Origin of the sequence: Pseudomonas sp. DTU12.3, from assembly GCF_004124275.1 — a bacterium.
In the GTDB taxonomy this organism is placed as follows: domain Bacteria; phylum Pseudomonadota; class Gammaproteobacteria; order Pseudomonadales; family Pseudomonadaceae; genus Aquipseudomonas; species Aquipseudomonas helmanticensis.
The window spans coordinates 2,639,731-2,657,481 of sequence record NZ_CP027218.1; the positions used below are offsets into that span (position 1 = coordinate 2,639,731).

A 17,751-nucleotide genomic window follows, 5' to 3' on the forward strand; every position below is an offset into this window, starting at 1 on the left:
TCAAGGTAATTGTCATGGCCACTGCCGAAAACACCCAAGCTCAAGACAACACCCCGGACACCGGCAACCCGCGCAAACGCAAAGTGATGCTGTTGGTCCTGGCTATCGTGGTTGCACTCGCCTGCGCTGGCGTCTGGGCGTATCACGAATTCATCGGGCGCTTCAATGAAAGCACCGACGATGCCTACGTCAACGGTAACGTCGTCGAAATCACCCCGCTGGTCACCGGCACGGTCGTCAGCATCGGTGCTGACGATGGTGATCTGGTTCACGAAGGTCAGGTGCTGATCAACTTCGACCCGAACGATGCCGAAGTCGGCCTGCAAAGTGCCCAGGCGAAACTGGCGCGCACCGTGCGTCAGGTGCGCGGTCTGTACAGCAACGTTGATGGCATGAAAGCCCAGGTCAACGCGCAACAGGCTGAAGTGCAAAAGGCCCAGGACAATTTCAACCGCCGCAAGAACCTGGCGCAGGGCGGGGCAATTTCCCAGGAAGAACTGTCCCACGCTCGCGACGACCTGACCTCGGCGCAAAACGCCCTGGCCAATGCCAAGCAGCAACTGAAAACCACCAGCGCACTGGTCGATGACACCGTGGTGTCGTCGCACCCGGACGTGATGTCCGCCGCTGCCGATCTGCGTCAGGCTTACCTGACCAATGCCCGTAGCACCTTGATCGCGCCGGTCACCGGTTATGTGGCCAAGCGCACTGTGCAGCTCGGTCAGCGTGTGCAGCCGGGCACGGCGTTGATGGCGGTGATTCCGCTGGATCAACTGTGGATCGACGCCAACTTCAAGGAAACCCAACTGCGTGACATGCGCATCGGTCAACCGGTCGATATCGAGTCGGACATCTACGGCAGCGACGTGAAGTACAGCGGCACCGTCGACAGCCTCGGCGCCGGTACCGGCAGCGCGTTTGCCTTGCTGCCAGCGCAGAACGCCACTGGTAACTGGATCAAGATTGTTCAACGTGTGCCGGTGCGCATCCACATCAACGCCGAAGAACTGGCCAAGCACCCGCTGCGGGTCGGTCTGTCGACCAATGTTGAAGTGAACCTGCACGACCAGAGCGGTCCGGTGCTGGCGCAGCAACCACCGCAAAAGGCCTCGTTCAGCACCAACGTCTACGACCGCCAACTGGCCGAAGCCGACGCGATGATTGCGCAGCTGATCCACGACAACAGCGCAGCGGTGAGCAAAACCGCGCAACGCTGACCCCGACTTTGACTTTGTGGGAGCGGGCTTGCTCGCGAATGCTGACTGACATTCAACATAGATGTTGTCTGACACATCGCTTTCGCGAGCAAGCCCGCTCCCACAAAGGGCAGCTGTGTCTGTAACAGATGCGGCGCTAATCAGGTTTCATAGGATTCGCGATGAGCAATAACGCCTCTTTCACGCCGCCCAGCCTGTTGCTCAGCACCATCGGTCTGTCGCTGGCGACGTTCATGCAAGTGCTCGACACCACCATCGCCAACGTGGCGTTGCCGACGATTTCCGGCAACCTGGGGGTGAGTTCGGAGCAGGGCACTTGGGTGATCACCTCGTTCGCCGTCAGCAACGCCATTGCGTTGCCGCTGACCGGCTGGCTCAGCCGCCGTTTCGGCGAGGTAAAACTGTTTTTGTGGGCCACCATACTGTTTGTGCTGGCCTCGTTTCTCTGCGGTATCTCGACGTCGATGCCGGAATTGATCGGCTTTCGCGTGCTGCAAGGTTTGGTCGCCGGGCCGTTGTACCCGATGACGCAAACCCTGTTGATCGCGGTCTATCCGCCCGCGAGGCGCGGCATGGCCCTGGCATTGCTGGCGATGGTCACGGTGGTCGCGCCGATTGCCGGGCCGATTCTCGGTGGCTGGATTACTGACAGCTACAGCTGGCCGTGGATCTTCTTCATCAACGTGCCGATCGGTATTTTTGCGGTGATGGTGGTGCGTTCGCAACTGGCCAAACGGCCGGTGGAAACCAGCCGTCAGCCGATGGACTATGTCGGCCTGATCACGCTGATCATTGGCGTCGGCGCATTGCAGGTGATCCTCGACAAGGGCAATGACCTGGACTGGTTCGAGTCGAACTTCATCATCATTGGCGCGGCAATTTCGGTGGTGGCACTGGCGGTGTTCATCATCTGGGAAATGACTGACCAGCATCCGGTGGTCAACCTGCGCTTGTTTGCGCACCGTAATTTCCGCATCGGCACGCTGGTGCTGGTGCTGGGTTACGCCGGTTTCTTCGGCATCAACCTGATCCTGCCGCAATGGTTGCAGACGCAAATGGGCTACACCGCGACCTGGGCCGGGCTGGCCGTAGCGCCGATCGGGATTCTGCCGGTGCTGCTGTCGCCGTTTGTCGGCAAGTACGCGAACAAGTTCGACCTGCGTCTGCTGGCCGGGCTGGCGTTCCTGGCGATTGGCCTGAGCTGCTTCATGCGGGCTGGTTTCACCAACGAAGTCGACTTCCAGCACATCGCTCTGGTGCAGCTGTTCATGGGCATTGGCGTGGCGCTGTTCTTCATGCCGACCCTGAGCATTCTGATGTCTGACCTGCCACCGAGTCAGATTGCCGATGGCGCGGGCCTGGCGACGTTCCTGCGGACTCTGGGTGGTAGTTTTGCGGCGTCGCTGACCACGTGGATCTGGATTCGTCGGGCCGATCAGCATCATGCGTATATGAGTGAAAGCATCAGCACTTATGAGCCGGCCACACGTGAGGCGCTGAACCAGTTGGGCGGGGCGAGCAACCCGGCGTATGCGCAGCTCGATCATGTGCTGACCAGTCAGGCGTACATGCTCTCCACCGTGGATTACTTCACGCTGCTGGGCTGGGGCTTCATGGGGTTGATTCTGATTGTGTGGCTGGCGAAGCCGCCGTTTGCTGCGAAGGCCGGCCCGGCCGCTTCCGGGCACTAAGGTCAAAAGCCCCTCACCCTAACCCTCTCCCGGAGGGAGAGGGGACTGACCGTGGTGGATGTTCGAGGTACACCGACTTGCAATACCGAGTCGAACTCGGGTTTTGAGAAGCATAGAGATCGGCTCCCTTTCCCCCTCGCCCCCTTGGGGGCGGTCCGACGTTTCGGGAGGGCTGGGGTGAGGGGGTAAAGCTTTTAGCCGTGCGGCAAAGCCAGCGGCGGGGCAAAGTCGAACGGCGCCAAGGCGTAGCCGCTCTCATCCACCTGCAACGCCCAACCCTGACGATCCCAATCCCCCAGCACAATCCGCTTCGCCGCTTCATCGCCGATCTGCAACTTGTGGATCGCCGGGCGATGGGTGTGGCCATGGATCAGGGTTTTTACGCCGAACGCCTGCATGATCCGCGGAATCTCCTCCGGCGTGACATCGACAATGTCATTGGCCTTCATCCGCGTCTGTGCACGGCTCTCGCTGCGCAGCTTGCGCGCCAGCTTATGGCGGCTGCTCAGCGGCAGGTTACGCAGGATAAACAGGGTGATCGGGTTACGCAGATAGCGCCGCAGCTTCATATAGCCAACGTCGCGCGTGCACAGGCTGTCACCGTGCATCAACAGCACCGGCTCGCCGTAAAACTGCACGACACTCGGGTCCTTCAACAACGTACAGCCGGCCTGCTTGCAGAAGGCCTTGCCGAGCATGAAGTCGCGATTGCCGTGCATCAGAAAAATCGCCGTGCCGCTGTCGCTCAATTCGCGCAGGGCCTGGCAGATGGAACGCTGGAAGGGCGTCATGGCGTCGTCGCCAATCCACGCTTCGAAGAAGTCGCCGAGAATGTACAACGCACTCGCCGAGCGGGCGCGTCCGGCGAGCAAATCCAGAAACGCCCGGGTGATGTCCGGGCGCTCCTCTTCCAGATGCAAGTCTGAAATCAGCAATATCACGCTTCGATGATCTCGGCTTTCTCGATGATCACGTCGTCTGCTGGTACGTCCTGGTGGCCGGACTTGGAAGTGGTCGAAACACCTTTGATCTTGTCGACAACGTCGGTGCCGGCAACCACTTTAGCGAATACCGCGTAGCCCCAGCCCTGAGTAGTCTTGGCGCTGTGGTTCAGGAAGCTGTTGTCGGCGACGTTGATGAAGAACTGCGCGGAAGCCGAATGCGGCTCCATGGTACGGGCCATGGCAACGGTGTACTTCTCGTTCGGCAGGCCGTTGTCGGCTTCGTTCTGGATGCTTGGACGCTTGTCTTTCTTTTCTTTCATGCCTGGCTCGAAACCGCCGCCCTGGATCATGAAGTTACCGATTACACGGTGGAAAACGGTGTTTTCGTAGTGACCGGCTTTGACGTATTCGATGAAGTTGGCAACGGTCACCGGTGCCTTTTCAGCATTCAGTTCGAGGACGATGTCGCCATGGTTGGTGGTCAATTTAACTTGAGTCATGATCGCTACTCTTTATAAGGAATTCGTGGGTAATGGGACATGTTGGCCCATAACCGGTTCAGCCCGTCAGGGCCAAGGTGCGCAGTTTAGCGTGACAGCCGCGAATTTCGAGGCTGTTTTTTCATTTCCCGGCGATAAAAAGCACGCCTTTATAGGGCCTGCTCTGTCAGCCCCTTGACAGCATCGGCTATGATAGCGGCTTTGTTTTGTCTGGCCCCTCTCTGCGGCCGCGCACATGTAAGTCAAGGATCCTATGAGCAAGCCCACTGTCGACCCTACCTCGAATGCCAAGTCCGGCCCTGCCGTGCCGGTCAACTTCCTGCGGCCGATCATCCAGGCAGACCTGGACTCGGGCAAGCACACCCAGATCGTCACCCGTTTTCCGCCTGAGCCCAACGGCTACCTGCACATCGGCCACGCCAAGTCGATCTGCGTGAACTTCGGCCTGGCCCAGGAGTTCGGCGGCGTCACGCACCTGCGTTTCGACGACACCAACCCGGCCAAGGAAGATCAGGAATACATCGACGCGATCGAAGCCGACGTCAAATGGCTGGGCTTCGAATGGTCCGGCGAAGTGCGCTACGCCTCGCAGTATTTTGACCAGTTGCACGACTGGGCCGTCGAGCTGATCAAGGCTGGCAAAGCCTACGTCGACGACCTGACCCCGGAGCAGGCCAAGGAATACCGTGGCAGCCTGACCGAGCCGGGCAAGAACAGCCCGTTCCGCGACCGTTCGGTGGAAGAAAACCTCGACTGGTTCGCCCGCATGCGTGCCGGTGAGTTCGCCGACGGCGCCCGCGTGCTGCGCGCGAAGATCGACATGGCCTCGCCGAACATGAACCTGCGTGACCCGATCATGTATCGCATCCGCCACGCGCATCACCACCAGACCGGCGACAAGTGGTGCATCTACCCGAACTACGACTTCACCCACGGTCAGTCGGACGCCATCGAAGGCATCACTCACTCGATCTGCACCCTGGAGTTCGAAAGCCATCGTCCGCTGTACGAGTGGTTCCTCGACGCTCTGCCAGTGCCGGCGCACCCGCGTCAGTACGAGTTCAGCCGTCTGAACCTCAACTACACCATCACCAGCAAGCGCAAGCTCAAGCAACTGGTCGATGAAAAGCACGTGCATGGCTGGGACGATCCGCGCATGTCCACGCTGTCGGGCTTCCGCCGCCGTGGCTACACGCCGAAATCGATCCGCAACTTCTGCGAAATGATCGGCACCAACCGTTCCGACGGCGTGGTCGACTTCGGCATGCTCGAATTCAGCATCCGTGACGACCTCGATCACACCGCGCCGCGCGCCATGTGCGTGTTGCGTCCGCTGAAAGTCGTCATCACCAACTACCCGGAAGGTCAGGTCGAGAACCTCGAACTGCCGCGTCACCCGAAAGAAGACATGGGCGTGCGCGCACTGCCGTTCGCCCGGGAAATCTACATCGACCGTGACGACTTCATGGAAGAGCCGCCGAAGGGCTACAAACGCCTGGAACCGGCCGGTGAAGTGCGTCTGCGCGGCAGCTACGTGATCCGTGCCGACGAAGCGATCAAGGACGCCGACGGCAACATCGTCGAACTGCGTTGCTCGTACGACCCGCAAACCCTGGGTAAAAACCCTGAAGGCCGCAAGGTCAAAGGCGTGATCCACTGGGTGCCGGCAGCCGCCAGCGTCGAGTGCGAAGTGCGTCTGTACGATCGCCTGTTCCGTTCGGCCAACCCTGAGAAGGCTGAAGACAGCGCGAGTTTCCTCGACAACATCAACCCTGATTCGCTGCAGGTACTCACCGGTTGTCGTGCGGAGCCATCGCTTGGCAATGCACAGCCGGAAGACCGTTTCCAGTTCGAGCGCGAAGGCTACTTCGTCGCCGATATGAAGGACTCGAAACCAGGTCAGCCGGTATTCAACCGTACCGTGACCCTGCGCGATTCGTGGGGCCAGTGATTCAGCGTCAAGGAAATTAAAAGTGCTGACGATTTACAACACGCTCACCAAGAGCAAAGAAGTTTTCAAGCCGCTCGATGGCAACAATGTGCGCATGTACGTCTGCGGGATGACCGTGTACGACTACTGCCACATTGGCCACGGCCGCAGCATGGTCGCGTTCGACCTGGTGACCCGCTGGTTGCGATTCAGCGGTTATAACCTGACGTACGTGCGCAACATCACCGACATCGAAGACAAGATCATCAATCGTGCTCGCGAAAACGGCGAGCCGTACGACGCGCTGACCGAGCGCATGATCACTGCGATGCACGAGGACGAGGCACGCCTCAACATCCTCAAGCCGGACATGGAGCCGCGTGCCACCGATCACATTCCGGGCATGCTGAGCATGATCCAGACCCTGATCGACAAGGGTTACGCCTACGCCCCGGGCAATGGCGACGTGTACTACCGCGTCGCCAGGTTCATGGGCTACGGCAAACTGTCGCGCAAGAAAATCGAAGACCTGCGCATCGGTGCGCGCATCGAAGTCGACGAAGCCAAGCAGGATCCGCTGGACTTCGTCCTGTGGAAAGCCACCAAACCGGGCGAGCCAAGCTGGGAATCGCCATGGGGCGCCGGGCGTCCGGGCTGGCACATCGAGTGCTCGGTGATGTCCACCTGCTGCCTCGGCGAAACTTTCGACATTCATGGCGGCGGCAGCGACCTCGAGTTCCCGCACCACGAAAACGAAATCGCCCAGAGCGAAGCGGCCACCGGCAAGACCTACGCCAACGCGTGGATGCATTGCGGCATGATTCGCATCAATGGCGAGAAGATGTCCAAGTCCTTGAACAACTTCTTCACCATTCGCGATGTGCTGGAAAAGTACCACCCGGAAGTCGTGCGTTACCTGCTGGTGTCGAGTCACTACCGCAGCGCGATCAACTATTCGGAGGACAACCTCAAGGACGCCAAAGGCGCACTCGAGCGTTTCTACCACGCGTTGAAAGGTTTGCCGAACGTTGCACCGGCGGGCGGCGAAGCTTTCGTCGAGCGTTTCACCACGGTGATGAACGACGACTTCGGCACGCCGGAAGCCTGCGCAGTGCTGTTCGAGATGGTGCGTGAGATCAACCGTCTGCGTGAGAGCGATCTCGCTGCAGCGGCGGGCCTGGCGGCACGTCTGAAAGAACTGGCAAGCGTGTTGGGCGTGTTGCAGCTCGAAGCCGATGACTTCCTGCAAGCCGGCGCCGAAGGGCGTGTCGATGCGGCTGAAGTCGATGCGCTGATCGCGGCGCGTCTGGCGGCACGTGCGGGCAAGGACTGGGCTGAGTCCGACCGTATCCGCGACCAGCTCACCGCCATGGGCGTTGTGTTGGAAGACGGCAAGGGTGGGACTACCTGGCGTCTGGCTGACTGACCGAACCTGCTCGGCGTGATGATCGTTCCCACGCTCTGCGTGGGAACGATCAGAACAAAACCCGCCTTGTGCGGGTTTTTGTTTGGGCGCAAGAAAAGCCCCTCACCCTAACCCTCCCGAAACGTCGGACCGCCCAGAGGGAGAGGGGACTGAATGGGGGATGCTCAAGAGATACGCCGACTTGAAAGTTTTTCTCCGAATCCATAATCGACTCGGTCTTTCAGGTCGATGTACGACGCCAGACACCTCGGTCAGCTCCCTCTCCCCCCGGGAGAGGGTTGGGGTGAGGGTTGCTTTTGATGGTCGCGTAGGTCTTGATGTCGGCAACGCGTTCAGCTGGATGCTGAGCGGTGACGAATATCGAATGGAGACACCATGGCCAATCACTACCGCGAGCTGCTAACAACCCCCGGCGCCACCGGGTTAGTGCTCGCGAGCTCTATTGCGCGGTTACCGCAGGCAATGATCGGCATCGGCATCATCACCATGCTGGTCGAGCAAACCGGGGTTTACTGGCTGGCCGGCGCCGTCGCCGGCACGTTCACCCTGGCCAATGCGCTACTCGGCCCGCACATCTCGAAACAGGTCGATCAACATGGCCAGAGTCGCGTGCTGCCCATCGTCACAGCGTTCAGCATTGTCATGTTGCTGGCGCTGATCACCGCCGTCTACCTGCGCGCTCCAGCCGCGTTGCTGTTCGTTCTGGCTGCACTGGCGGGGACGATGCCAAGCATGCCGTCGATGATTCGCGCCCGATGGACGCAGTTGTTCCGGGGCAAGCCGCAATTGCACACGGCGTTCTCGCTGGACACTGTCCTCACCGAAATGGCCTACATTGTCGGCCCGCCACTGGCGATCGGTTTGAGCGTGAGTTTTTTCGCCGAAGCCGGGCCCCTTGTTGCAGTCGGACTGCTGGCCGTCGGGGTGACCGCGTTTCTGCTGCAACGCCAGACTGAACCCAAGGTTGTCGTGGGCCACGCCAGCCATAGTGGCTCGACCTTGCTGATCCCCGGCGTACGCACCATTGTGCTGGCGCTGTTGGCGATGGGTGTCATTGGCGGAGCAATCGATGTCGCCGTCGTGGCGTTCGCCAATGCGCAGGGCTGGCCAGCGTCGGCGACCTTTATCCTCGCCGCCTATGCGTTCGGTTCACTGGTTGCGGGCCTGACGTTCGGCGCGATGAGGGTTTCGCTGGCGATCGAAAAACAGTTTCTGATCGGGATCCTGGTCACGGCGTTCACCGGCGTGTTGCCGATTTTTGCAGCCGACGTGTATGTCCTGTCAGCGACGCTGTTCATCGCCGGCATCTCGTTTGCGCCAACGATGGTCGTGGTGATGAAGCTGGGGACGATCATCATCCCGCCGTCGCGGATCACCGAAGGGCTGACGTGGATGACCACCGGCATCAGCATCGGCGTTGCACTGGGCGGGATGCTGGCGGGGCTGGTTATCGATGCGTACGGCGCGCGGGCGGGGTTTGGCGTGGCCATTGGCGCGGGGATCATGATGGTGGTTGTTGTGTTGGTCGGGTTGCGTACATTGGGGGCTGCTTCGGCTGTGCAGGTTGAGCCGCAATTTTCGCCCTCACCCTAGCCCTCTCCCGCAGGAGAGGGGACTGATTGGGGGATGTTCAAGAAATACACCGACTTGAACGTGATGCTTTGAATCCATAATCGGCACGATGTTTCAGGTCGATGTCCAGCGCCAGACACCTCGGTCAGCTCCCTCTACCTCTGGGAGAGGGCTGGGCGGGCGGCGTTCCGATGAGGGGCGTGGAGTTCACTCAACCTTCAATCTGCCGCAACCGCTTATAAAGCGTATTCCGACTAACCCCCAACCGCCGCGCCAAATGCGAAATATTACCCCCGGAAGCCTTCAACTCCCGGTTCAACGCCTCCACATCATTTAGATCAACCCCCAACGGCGCCGAGCACTCTACCGGCTCCATCTCCAGATCGACAAAAAAATCATCCGGCAAATGCTCCGGCCTCACCGGTTGTTCCTCGGCCATGGCCAGCGCCACCTGCATCACGCTGCTGACCTGACGCAAATTCCCCGGCCACGGATGCCGTTCGAACAACTCCAGCACCTCACGACTCAACCCGGCCCATTGCGTCGGTTCACGATGCTGTTCCCACAGCCGCTTGAACAACGCCTCCTTGTCACTGCGCTCGCGCAATGGCGGCAACTCCAGCGTCAGCCCGCCAATGCGGTAATACAAATCCTCCCTGAACCGGCCCAACTGCACTTGTTCGCGTAAAGAGCGGTTAGTCGCCGAGATAATCCGCAAATCCACCGGGAACAACTCGCTGCTGCCCACCGGCTGCACGCAACGCTCCTGCAACACCCGCAACAACCGCGCCTGCGTCGGCAGCGGCATGTCGCCGATTTCATCAAGGAACAACGTGCCTTTGTCCGCCTTGCGAATCAGGCCGATGCTGCCTTTCTGATTGGCGCCGGTGAAAGCGCCTTTTTCATAGCCGAACAGTTCCGACTCGACCAGTTCGGCGGGGATCGCTGCACAGTTGACGGCAATGAATGCCTGTTTGCTCCGCGAGCTGGCCTGATGCAGGGCTTTGACGAAGACTTCTTTGCCGACCCCGGTTTCACCGTGGATCAGCAGCGGAATGTCTTTTTCCAGCAAGCGTTCCGCCTGACGCACGGCTTTTTCCACACGACTGTCGCCGAAGTGCAGGGTGTTGAGGCTGATGGCGCCGGCTGTCTTGATCGGCGCTTCGACGCTTTTTGCTTCAGCGAAGAGGCGAGGTTGAATCGGTGCCTGCTTCGGTCGCTTCAACAAACATTGAAAACGGTTACGCCCGGAGGTCTGCAAGGCAAACGGCAGGCCGTCCGGTTGATTGATCAGCTCCAGCAGCGACACCTTGAACAGGCTCTCGACGCTTACCCGCGACAGGCGCACGCCGAGCAGATTGTCCGCTCGGCGATTAGCCGACAACACCTGACCGCTCTCATCAAAAATCAACAACCCGGCCCACTGACTGTCGAGGTTGTTCAGCCCGGTGTTGAAGGTCAGTTGAAAGTGCTGGCCATGGAACAGGTTGAGGATCAGCCGGTTTTCCACGGTCTGGCTCATCATTTTGACCATGCCCAAGGTGTGGGAGGGCGGCAGGTAGCTGTCGCTGGACACATCGAGCACCGCGATCACCTTGCGCTCGGCGTCGAAAATCGGCGCGGCGGAACCGGTCATGAAACGGTTGGCCTTGAGAAAATGTTCGTCGTGTTCGATGTGCACGGCTTGCTCACAGGCCAGCGCCGTGCCGATCGCATTGGTGCCGCTGGTGCGTTCCACCCAGCTCGCACCGGCCTGAAACCCTCGCGCCAGATTCGGTTCGATAAAGCGTTGCGTGCCCCACGAGGTCAGCACCTGGCCTTGATTGTCAGCGAGCATGATCAAGCAGTTGGAGTTGCTGAGGATGTTTTCGTAATAGGGCAGGACTTCCTGATGCGTGGTCTGCACCAGCGAGTGATGGCTGTCGAGCAGCTGCGCGATGCCGGCGGCAGGCAACTGATCGAAGGCCGGCGTGCTCTGGTGATCAAGACCGAACGCGCGGCAACGTTGCCAGGAAGTCTGGACGATCGCGTCATGGGACAGCGGCGGGGCAGGTGCGGCCATGGCAGTGGGCCTCTGATGCAGCGATTTTTATTGTTGTTATGAACCCAAATCCTGAAAACAACACCACCCAACTGTGGGAGCGGGCTTGCTCGCGAATGCGGCGCATCAGTCACCGAATCAGTTGAATGACACACCGCTTTCGCGAGCAAGCCCGCTCCCACATGGGATATTTATCGTATTCAAGATAGGGCAAAAAGCGTTCATAGAGTGTTGTTCACTATTGTTCATTGTCAATCGCCCAACTGTTCAAATGTGTTCAGCAATGAACGCCCAATCCCTACGCTTTCAACGATTTTCGCGACAAATCAATCACTTGCCTTTTCTGGCACGAAACTCGCTCCCGTGCACAGGTCGCTTGACTCCAATAATAAAAAGGCCGAGCCATGTCACTCACCCTGGAGCACGTCAGCCGCACCGTCGAGGGCCAGACCTGGATCGACGATGCGTGCCTGAAATTCGAAGCCGGTTCCTTCAACGTTTTGCTCGGCCGTACGCTGTCCGGCAAAACCAGCCTGATGCGCTTGATGGCTGGTCTCGACAAGCCCGACAGCGGCCGCATCCTGATGAACGGCGTCGATGTCACCCAGCGTCCGGTGCGTTTGCGCAACGTGTCGATGGTCTATCAGCAGTTCATCAACTACCCGACCATGACCGTGTTCGAGAACATCGCCTCGCCGCTGCGCCAGGCCGGTGTGTCCAAAGAGATCATTCACAGCAAAGTGCAGGAAACCGCGCGGATGCTGCGCATCGAGAAGTTTCTGCAGCGCTATCCGCTGGAACTCTCTGGTGGCCAACAGCAGCGCACCGCCATGGCCCGCGCACTGGTCAAAGACGCCGAGCTGATCCTGTTCGACGAGCCGCTGGTCAACCTCGATTACAAACTGCGCGAAGAGCTGCGTCAGGAAATGCGCGAGCTGTTCAAGGCGCGCCACACCATCGCCATTTACGCCACCACCGAACCCAACGAAGCGCTGGCACTCGGCGGCACCACGACCATTCTTCACGAAGGCCGGGTGATTCAAAGCGGGCCGTCGACTTCGGTCTATCATCAGCCGCAAACCGTGCTCGCTGCCGAATTGTTCTCCGAACCACCGATCAACCTGATGCCCGGGCGCATCGCCGGCAACGAAGTCAGTTTCGCCAATTTCGTGCACTTCCCGTTGAACGTCGATCTGCGTCCGGTGGGTGAGGGCGAATTCCGCTTTGGCGTGCGACCCAGCCATATCTCGCTGGTGCCGAGCAACGATGACGATCTGGAATTGGCAGTGACCGTCGAAGTCGCCGAGATCAGCGGTTCGGAAACCTTCCTGCACGTGCGCAACGAGCATTTCCTGCTGGTGCTGCACTTGCCCGGCGTTCACGAATACGACGTCGATGCGCCGATCCGCATTTACATCCCGACCCACAAACTGTTCGTTTTCGATGCGCAGGGCCGTCTGGTGCAAGCACCGGGCCGGCGTGTCGCGAGGGTTGCCTGATGGCCGAAATCCGTTTGCAGCACCTCGCCCACAGCTACAGCAAAACCCCGAGTGGCGCGGAGGATTATGCGATCCGTGAGATGGATCACGTCTGGGAGCAGGGCGGTGCCTACGCCTTGCTCGGGCCGTCGGGTTGCGGCAAGTCGACTTTGCTCAACATCATTTCCGGCCTGCTCAGCCCCTCGCAGGGCCACGTGTTGTTCGACGGCAAAGCGGTTAATGACCTGACGCCGGAGAAGCGCAACATTGCCCAGGTTTTCCAGTTTCCGGTGGTCTACGACACCATGACCGTGTTCGATAACCTCGCCTTTCCCCTGCGCAATCAGGGCATGGCCGAGGCGAAAGTGCACAGCAAGGTGCAGGAGATTGCCGAAGTCCTCGACCTGCAAAACCTCCTGAGCAAGAAGGCGCGCAACCTCACCGCTGACGAAAAACAGAAAGTTTCGATGGGCCGTGGTCTGGTCCGTGACGACGTCTCGGCAATCCTCTTCGATGAACCGCTGACGGTGATCGACCCGCACCTGAAGTGGAAACTGCGGCGCAAGCTCAAACAGATCCACGAGCAGTTCAACATCACCATGGTCTACGTCACCCACGATCAACTCGAGGCTTCGACCTTCGCCGACAAGATCGCGGTGATGTACGGCGGCCAGATCGTCCAGTTCGGCACGCCACGGGAATTGTTCGAGCGGCCGAGCCACACCTTTGTCGGCTATTTCATCGGCAGCCCGGGGATGAACCTGATCGAGGTGCAGCCACAACCCGGCGGCGTCGGTTTCGCCTCGACGCACCTGCCGCTGTCCGACGCGATGCAACGGCATATCGAACACGGTCAGTGGAAAAATCTCAAGGTCGGTATCCGCCCCGAATTCATTCATGTCTGGGATGAGCCGTTTGATGACGCCATGCAGGCAAAAGTCATCCACGTCGAAGACCTCGGCACCTACAAGATCATGACCCTCGACCTCGACGGCGCACCGCTCAAAGTGCGCCTGGCCGAAGACAAACCGGTGCCGCAGGGCACTGCCTACATCAGTTTTCCGGCGCAGTGGCTGATGGTCTATGCCGATGAGTTCCTCCTGGAAGCCGACAGCGGCGAGGTGCAGCCATGAACAAGGTGCAGAACAACAAGGCCTGGTGGCTGGTGTTGCCGGTGTTCCTGCTGGTGGCGTTCAGTGCGGTGATCCCGATGATGACCGTGGTCAACTATTCGGTGCAGGACATCTTCGACCAGTCCAGCCGCTACTTCGTCGGCGCTGACTGGTACAAGCAGGTGCTGCTTGATCCGCGTTTGCACGACTCGTTGCTGCGCCAGTTCATCTACTCGGCCTGCGTGTTGCTGATCGAAATTCCGCTGGGCATCGCTGTCGCCCTGACCATGCCGACCAAGGGGCGCTGGTCGTCGGTGGTGCTGATCATTCTGGCGATTCCGCTGCTGATCCCGTGGAACGTGGTCGGCACCATCTGGCAGATTTTCGGCCGTGCCGACATCGGTCTGCTCGGTTCCAGCCTCAACGCGATGGGCATCAGCTACAACTACGCAGCCAACACCATGGACGCCTGGGTGACGGTGCTGGTGATGGACGTCTGGCATTGGACTTCACTGGTGGCGTTGCTGTGCTTCTCCGGTTTGCGCGCGATCCCCGACGTGTATTACCAGGCTGCGCGGATTGATCGAGCCTCGGCGTGGGCGGTGTTCCGCCATATTCAGTTGCCCAAGCTGAAAAGCGTGCTGCTGATCGCAGTGATGCTGCGCTTCATGGACAGTTTCATGATCTACACCGAGCCGTTCGTGCTCACCGGCGGCGGGCCGGGCAATGCCACGACCTTCCTGAGTCAGACGTTGACGCAGATGGCCGTAGGGCAATTCGACCTCGGTCCGGCAGCGGCGTTTTCGCTGGTGTACTTCCTGATCATCCTGTTGGTGTCCTGGCTGTTCTACACCGCCATGACGCACTCCGACGCCAACCGCTGAGGCCCGGCCATGAGCAAAAGAAAGCTTATTCCGTTGTTGGTGTACATCCTGTTCCTGCTGGTGCCGATCTACTGGCTGCTGAACATGTCGTTCAAGAGCAACACCGAAATCCTCGGCGGGTTGACCCTGTTTCCGCAGGATTTCACCTGGCACAACTACAAGGTGATCTTCACTGACCCGAGTTGGTACAACGGTTATCTCAACTCGTTGTACTACGTCAGCCTCAACACGGTGATCTCGCTGAGCGTGGCGTTGCCGGCGGCGTATGCGTTTTCGCGTTATCGCTTTCTTGGCGACAAGCATTTGTTCTTCTGGCTGCTGACCAATCGCATGGCGCCACCGGCGGTGTTTTTGCTGCCGTTCTTTCAGTTGTATTCCTCGATTGGGTTGTTCGATACGCACATCGCTGTGGCGTTGGCGCATTGCCTGTTCAACGTGCCATTGGCGGTGTGGATTCTCGAAGGTTTCATGTCCGGTGTGCCCAAGGAAATCGACGAAACGGCTTACATCGACGGCTACAGTTTCCCCAAGTTCTTCGTGAAGATTTTCATCCCGCTGATCGGTTCCGGTATCGGTGTGACGGCGTTTTTCTGCTTCATGTTTTCCTGGGTCGAACTGCTGCTCGCGCGCACGTTGACCTCGGTAAATGCCAAACCGATCGCAGCGGTGATGACCCGCACGGTGTCGGCCTCGGGTATCGACTGGGGCGTGCTGGCAGCGGCGGGGGTGTTGACCATTCTGCCGGGCATGCTGGTGATCTGGTTTGTTCGCAACCACGTGGCCAAGGGCTTTGCCCTCGGCCGGGTCTGAGGAGCTGATGATGGAATGGATGAGCTGGACCACCCCGACAGCGGGGTTCTTCATCGCCATTGGTCTGCTGCTGGTGGGCATGACCACGTGGGAATTGCGTTCGCCGAGCATCCTGCGGCGAGGTTTTCTGCCGATTGCCACCACCCGTGGCGATCGCTTGTTTATCGGTCTTCTCGGCAGCGCCTACCTGCATTTGCTGGTCATCGGCGCCACCGACTGGAGCATCTGGGTGGCGTCCGCGTTGTCCCTGGTGTGGCTGTTGGCTGTGATGCGTTGGGGCTAGTCGAGTCATTCGGCAACCGTGCTCCGAAATCCTAAACAGGAGGTCTCTATGTTCGACAAAAACAATAAGCTGCGACATAGCATTTCATTGGCAGCCATGCTGGCACTCAGCGGTTTGAGCGCAGTCGCCTGGGCTGATGCCTACGAAGACGCGGCGAAAAAATGGATCGGCAGTGAGTTCAAACCGTCGACCCTGACGGCTGAACAGCAACTCGAAGAATTGAAGTGGTTCATCAAGGCTGCCGAGCCGTTTCGCGGCATGGAAATCAAGGTCGTTTCCGAGACCCTGACCACCCACGAATACGAGTCGAAAGTGCTCGCCAAGGCCTTCACCGAAATCACCGGGATCAAGCTCACCCACGACCTGCTGCAAGAAGGCGACGTGGTCGAGAAAATGCAGACGGTGATGCAGTCCGACAAGAATATCTATGACGGCTGGGTCAACGACTCGGACCTGATCGGTACGCACTTTCGCTACGGCAAGACCGAATCGATCACCGACCTGATGGCCAACGAAGGCAAGAACTTCACTTCGCCGACGCTCGACATCAAGGACTTCATCGGCATTTCGTTCACCACCGCGCCGGACGGCAAGATCTATCAACTGCCCGACCAGCAATTCGCCAACCTGTATTGGTTCCGTGCTGACTGGTTTGAACGCGCCGATCTGAAAGCCAAGTTCAAGGAAAAGTACGGCTACGAATTGGGCGTGCCGGTGAACTGGTCGGCCTATGAAGACATCGCCAAATTCTTCAGCGAAGACGTCAAGGAAATCGACGGCAAACGCGTTTACGGGCACATGGACTACGGCAAGAAAGACCCGTCGCTGGGCTGGCGTTTCACCGATGCCTGGTTCTCCATGGCCGGTGGCGGCGACAAAGGCTTGCCCAACGGTTTGCCGGTGGACGAGTGGGGGATTCGCGTCGAGGATTGCCATCCGGTCGGTTCCAGCGTGACCCGTGGCGGCGACACCAACGGCCCGGCCGCTGTGTTCGCCACGCAGAAATACGTCGACTGGCTGAAGGCCTACGCGCCACCGGAAGCGGCGGGCATGACTTTCTCCGAGTCCGGCCCGGTGCCGTCGCAGGGCAATATCGCTCAGCAGATCTTCTGGTACACCGCATTCACCGCCGACATGACCAAGCCGGGTCTGCCGGTGGTCAACGCCGACGGCACGCCGAAATGGCGGATGGCGCCATCGCCGCGCGGGCCGTATTGGGAAGAGGGCATGAAGCTTGGCTATCAGGACGTGGGTTCGTGGACGTTCATGAAATCCACGCCTGAGAAACAGAAACTCGCGGCGTGGCTGTATGCGCAGTTCGTGACCTCGAAAACTGTCTCGTTGAAGAAAACCATCGTCGGCCTGACGCCGATTCGCGAGTCGGACATCAACTCGCAAGCGATGACCGATCTGGCGCCGAAACTCGGCGGTCTGGTCGAGTTCTACCGCAGCCCGGCCCGCGTGCAATGGACCCCGACCGGGACCAACGTGCCGGACTATCCGCGTCTGGCGCAACTGTGGTGGAGCCACATCGCCGAAGCGGCCAGCGGCGAGAAAACCCCGCAACAGGCGCTGGATGGCCTGGCCAAGGATCAGGACGCAATCATGACGCGCCTCGAACGCTCCAAGGCCCAAGCGGTGTGCGCACCGAAAATGAACCCGGAGCGCGATGCGCAATACTGGTTTGATCAGCCAGGTGCACCGAAACCGAAACTGGCCAACGAGAAGCCGAAGGGCGAGACCGTGAGCTACAACGAACTCCTGAAATCGTGGGCGGATGCGCGCAAGTGATAGCTGAAATGTGAAAGGCGAACGGCACCGCAAGGTGCCGTTTTTGTCGGTGCCCGACCTACCGCAATCGCC

General features: G+C 59.5%; 14 protein-coding genes. 11 read left to right on the plus strand and 3 right to left on the minus strand.

The genetic code is table 11. The features are described 5' to 3' along the window. Positions 1-14: 14 nt before the first annotated feature. Both C2E19_RS12035 and C2E19_RS12045 read left to right on the plus strand, forming a co-directional pair. A complete protein-coding gene (locus C2E19_RS12035) occupies positions 15-1,217 on the plus strand; it encodes an efflux RND transporter periplasmic adaptor subunit (RefSeq protein ID WP_129392151.1) in 1,203 nt (400 codons plus the stop codon). Between the two features lie 161 nt (positions 1,218-1,378). Continuing rightward, positions 1,379-2,908, plus strand: a complete 1,530-nt coding sequence (locus tag C2E19_RS12045) for a DHA2 family efflux MFS transporter permease subunit (RefSeq protein ID WP_129392154.1) — start codon at positions 1,379-1,381, stop codon at positions 2,906-2,908. A gap of 194 nt (positions 2,909-3,102) precedes the next feature. On the opposite strand, the gene lpxH is transcribed toward C2E19_RS12045, so the two are convergent. Together lpxH and C2E19_RS12055 are read right to left on the minus strand one after the other, a co-directional pair. Further along, positions 3,103-3,849 carry a UDP-2,3-diacylglucosamine diphosphatase gene (gene lpxH / locus C2E19_RS12050; RefSeq protein WP_129392157.1) on the minus strand — a complete coding sequence of 249 codons (747 nt, stop codon included), beginning with the start codon at positions 3,847-3,849 and terminating at the stop codon, positions 3,103-3,105. Next, positions 3,846-4,352, minus strand: coding sequence for a peptidylprolyl isomerase (locus C2E19_RS12055; RefSeq protein ID WP_129392160.1), 507 nt, complete (start codon positions 4,350-4,352; stop codon positions 3,846-3,848). Before C2E19_RS12055 ends, lpxH begins: the two co-directional genes overlap by 4 nt. Before the next feature lie 253 nt (positions 4,353-4,605). Here C2E19_RS12055 and C2E19_RS12060 point away from each other — a divergent pair, with 253 nt between their 5' ends. The 3 genes from C2E19_RS12060 (at position 4,606) to C2E19_RS12075 (ending at position 9,301) form a co-directional block, all read left to right on the plus strand. After that, positions 4,606-6,303, plus strand: a complete 1,698-nt coding sequence (locus C2E19_RS12060) for a glutamine--tRNA ligase/YqeY domain fusion protein (protein ID WP_129392163.1) — start codon at positions 4,606-4,608, stop codon at positions 6,301-6,303. Between the two features lie 22 nt (positions 6,304-6,325). Then, a complete protein-coding gene (gene cysS, locus C2E19_RS12065; RefSeq protein ID WP_129392166.1) occupies positions 6,326-7,708 on the plus strand; it encodes a cysteine--tRNA ligase in 1,383 nt (460 codons plus the stop codon). A 375-nt stretch (positions 7,709-8,083) separates the two neighbouring features. Continuing rightward, on the plus strand, positions 8,084-9,301 hold the full coding sequence (locus C2E19_RS12075) for an MFS transporter (protein WP_129392172.1): 1,218 nt from the start codon (positions 8,084-8,086) through the stop codon (positions 9,299-9,301). A 190-nt stretch (positions 9,302-9,491) separates the two neighbouring features. Here the strand turns inward: C2E19_RS12075 and C2E19_RS12080 are convergent, their stop codons facing one another. Then, positions 9,492-11,342: a sigma-54-dependent Fis family transcriptional regulator gene (locus C2E19_RS12080; RefSeq protein WP_129392175.1), complete on the minus strand. Its 1,851-nt coding sequence runs from the start codon at positions 11,340-11,342 to the stop codon at positions 9,492-9,494. A gap of 383 nt (positions 11,343-11,725) precedes the next feature. Here C2E19_RS12080 and C2E19_RS12085 point away from each other — a divergent pair, with 383 nt between their 5' ends. From C2E19_RS12085 to C2E19_RS12110, 6 genes are read left to right on the plus strand one after another with little or no spacing between them, the layout of a single operon-like run. Beyond that, positions 11,726-12,820 (plus strand): ABC transporter ATP-binding protein, encoded by a 1,095-nt coding sequence (locus C2E19_RS12085; RefSeq protein ID WP_129392178.1) that lies wholly within the window; start codon positions 11,726-11,728, stop codon positions 12,818-12,820. After that, positions 12,820-13,932: an ABC transporter ATP-binding protein gene (locus C2E19_RS12090; RefSeq protein ID WP_129392181.1), complete on the plus strand. Its 1,113-nt coding sequence runs from the start codon at positions 12,820-12,822 to the stop codon at positions 13,930-13,932. Before C2E19_RS12085 ends, C2E19_RS12090 begins: the two co-directional genes overlap by 1 nt. Next, positions 13,929-14,795 (plus strand): carbohydrate ABC transporter permease, encoded by an 867-nt coding sequence (locus C2E19_RS12095; protein ID WP_007912484.1) that lies wholly within the window; start codon positions 13,929-13,931, stop codon positions 14,793-14,795. Before C2E19_RS12090 ends, C2E19_RS12095 begins: the two co-directional genes overlap by 4 nt. Positions 14,796-14,804: 9 nt before the next feature. Beyond that, positions 14,805-15,605, plus strand: a complete 801-nt coding sequence (locus C2E19_RS12100) for a carbohydrate ABC transporter permease (RefSeq protein ID WP_102357788.1) — start codon at positions 14,805-14,807, stop codon at positions 15,603-15,605. A 10-nt stretch (positions 15,606-15,615) separates the two neighbouring features. After that, on the plus strand, positions 15,616-15,888 hold the full coding sequence (locus C2E19_RS12105; protein WP_103305295.1) for a DUF2160 domain-containing protein: 273 nt from the start codon (positions 15,616-15,618) through the stop codon (positions 15,886-15,888). Positions 15,889-15,936: 48 nt separating this feature from the next. Next, entirely contained in the window at positions 15,937-17,679 is a 1,743-nt protein-coding gene (locus C2E19_RS12110) for an ABC transporter substrate-binding protein (RefSeq protein ID WP_129392184.1), read from the plus strand. The last annotated feature ends 72 nt before the right edge of the window (positions 17,680-17,751 follow it).

Coding starts and splice junctions, on each gene's coding strand:
- C2E19_RS12035 (WP_129392151.1), top strand. CDS start 15: ATGGCCACTGCCGAAAACACCCAAGCTCAAGACAACACCCCGGACACC.
- C2E19_RS12045 (WP_129392154.1), top strand. CDS start 1,379: ATGAGCAATAACGCCTCTTTCACGCCGCCCAGCCTGTTGCTCAGCACC.
- C2E19_RS12055 (WP_129392160.1), bottom strand. CDS start 4,352: ATGACTCAAGTTAAATTGACCACCAACCATGGCGACATCGTCCTCGAA.
- C2E19_RS12060 (WP_129392163.1), top strand. CDS start 4,606: ATGAGCAAGCCCACTGTCGACCCTACCTCGAATGCCAAGTCCGGCCCT.
- C2E19_RS12075 (WP_129392172.1), top strand. CDS start 8,084: ATGGCCAATCACTACCGCGAGCTGCTAACAACCCCCGGCGCCACCGGG.
- C2E19_RS12080 (WP_129392175.1), bottom strand. CDS start 11,342: ATGGCCGCACCTGCCCCGCCGCTGTCCCATGACGCGATCGTCCAGACT.
- C2E19_RS12085 (WP_129392178.1), top strand. CDS start 11,726: ATGTCACTCACCCTGGAGCACGTCAGCCGCACCGTCGAGGGCCAGACC.
- C2E19_RS12090 (WP_129392181.1), top strand. CDS start 12,820: ATGGCCGAAATCCGTTTGCAGCACCTCGCCCACAGCTACAGCAAAACC.
- C2E19_RS12095 (WP_007912484.1), top strand. CDS start 13,929: ATGAACAAGGTGCAGAACAACAAGGCCTGGTGGCTGGTGTTGCCGGTG.
- C2E19_RS12100 (WP_102357788.1), top strand. CDS start 14,805: ATGAGCAAAAGAAAGCTTATTCCGTTGTTGGTGTACATCCTGTTCCTG.
- C2E19_RS12105 (WP_103305295.1), top strand. CDS start 15,616: ATGGAATGGATGAGCTGGACCACCCCGACAGCGGGGTTCTTCATCGCC.
- C2E19_RS12110 (WP_129392184.1), top strand. CDS start 15,937: ATGTTCGACAAAAACAATAAGCTGCGACATAGCATTTCATTGGCAGCC.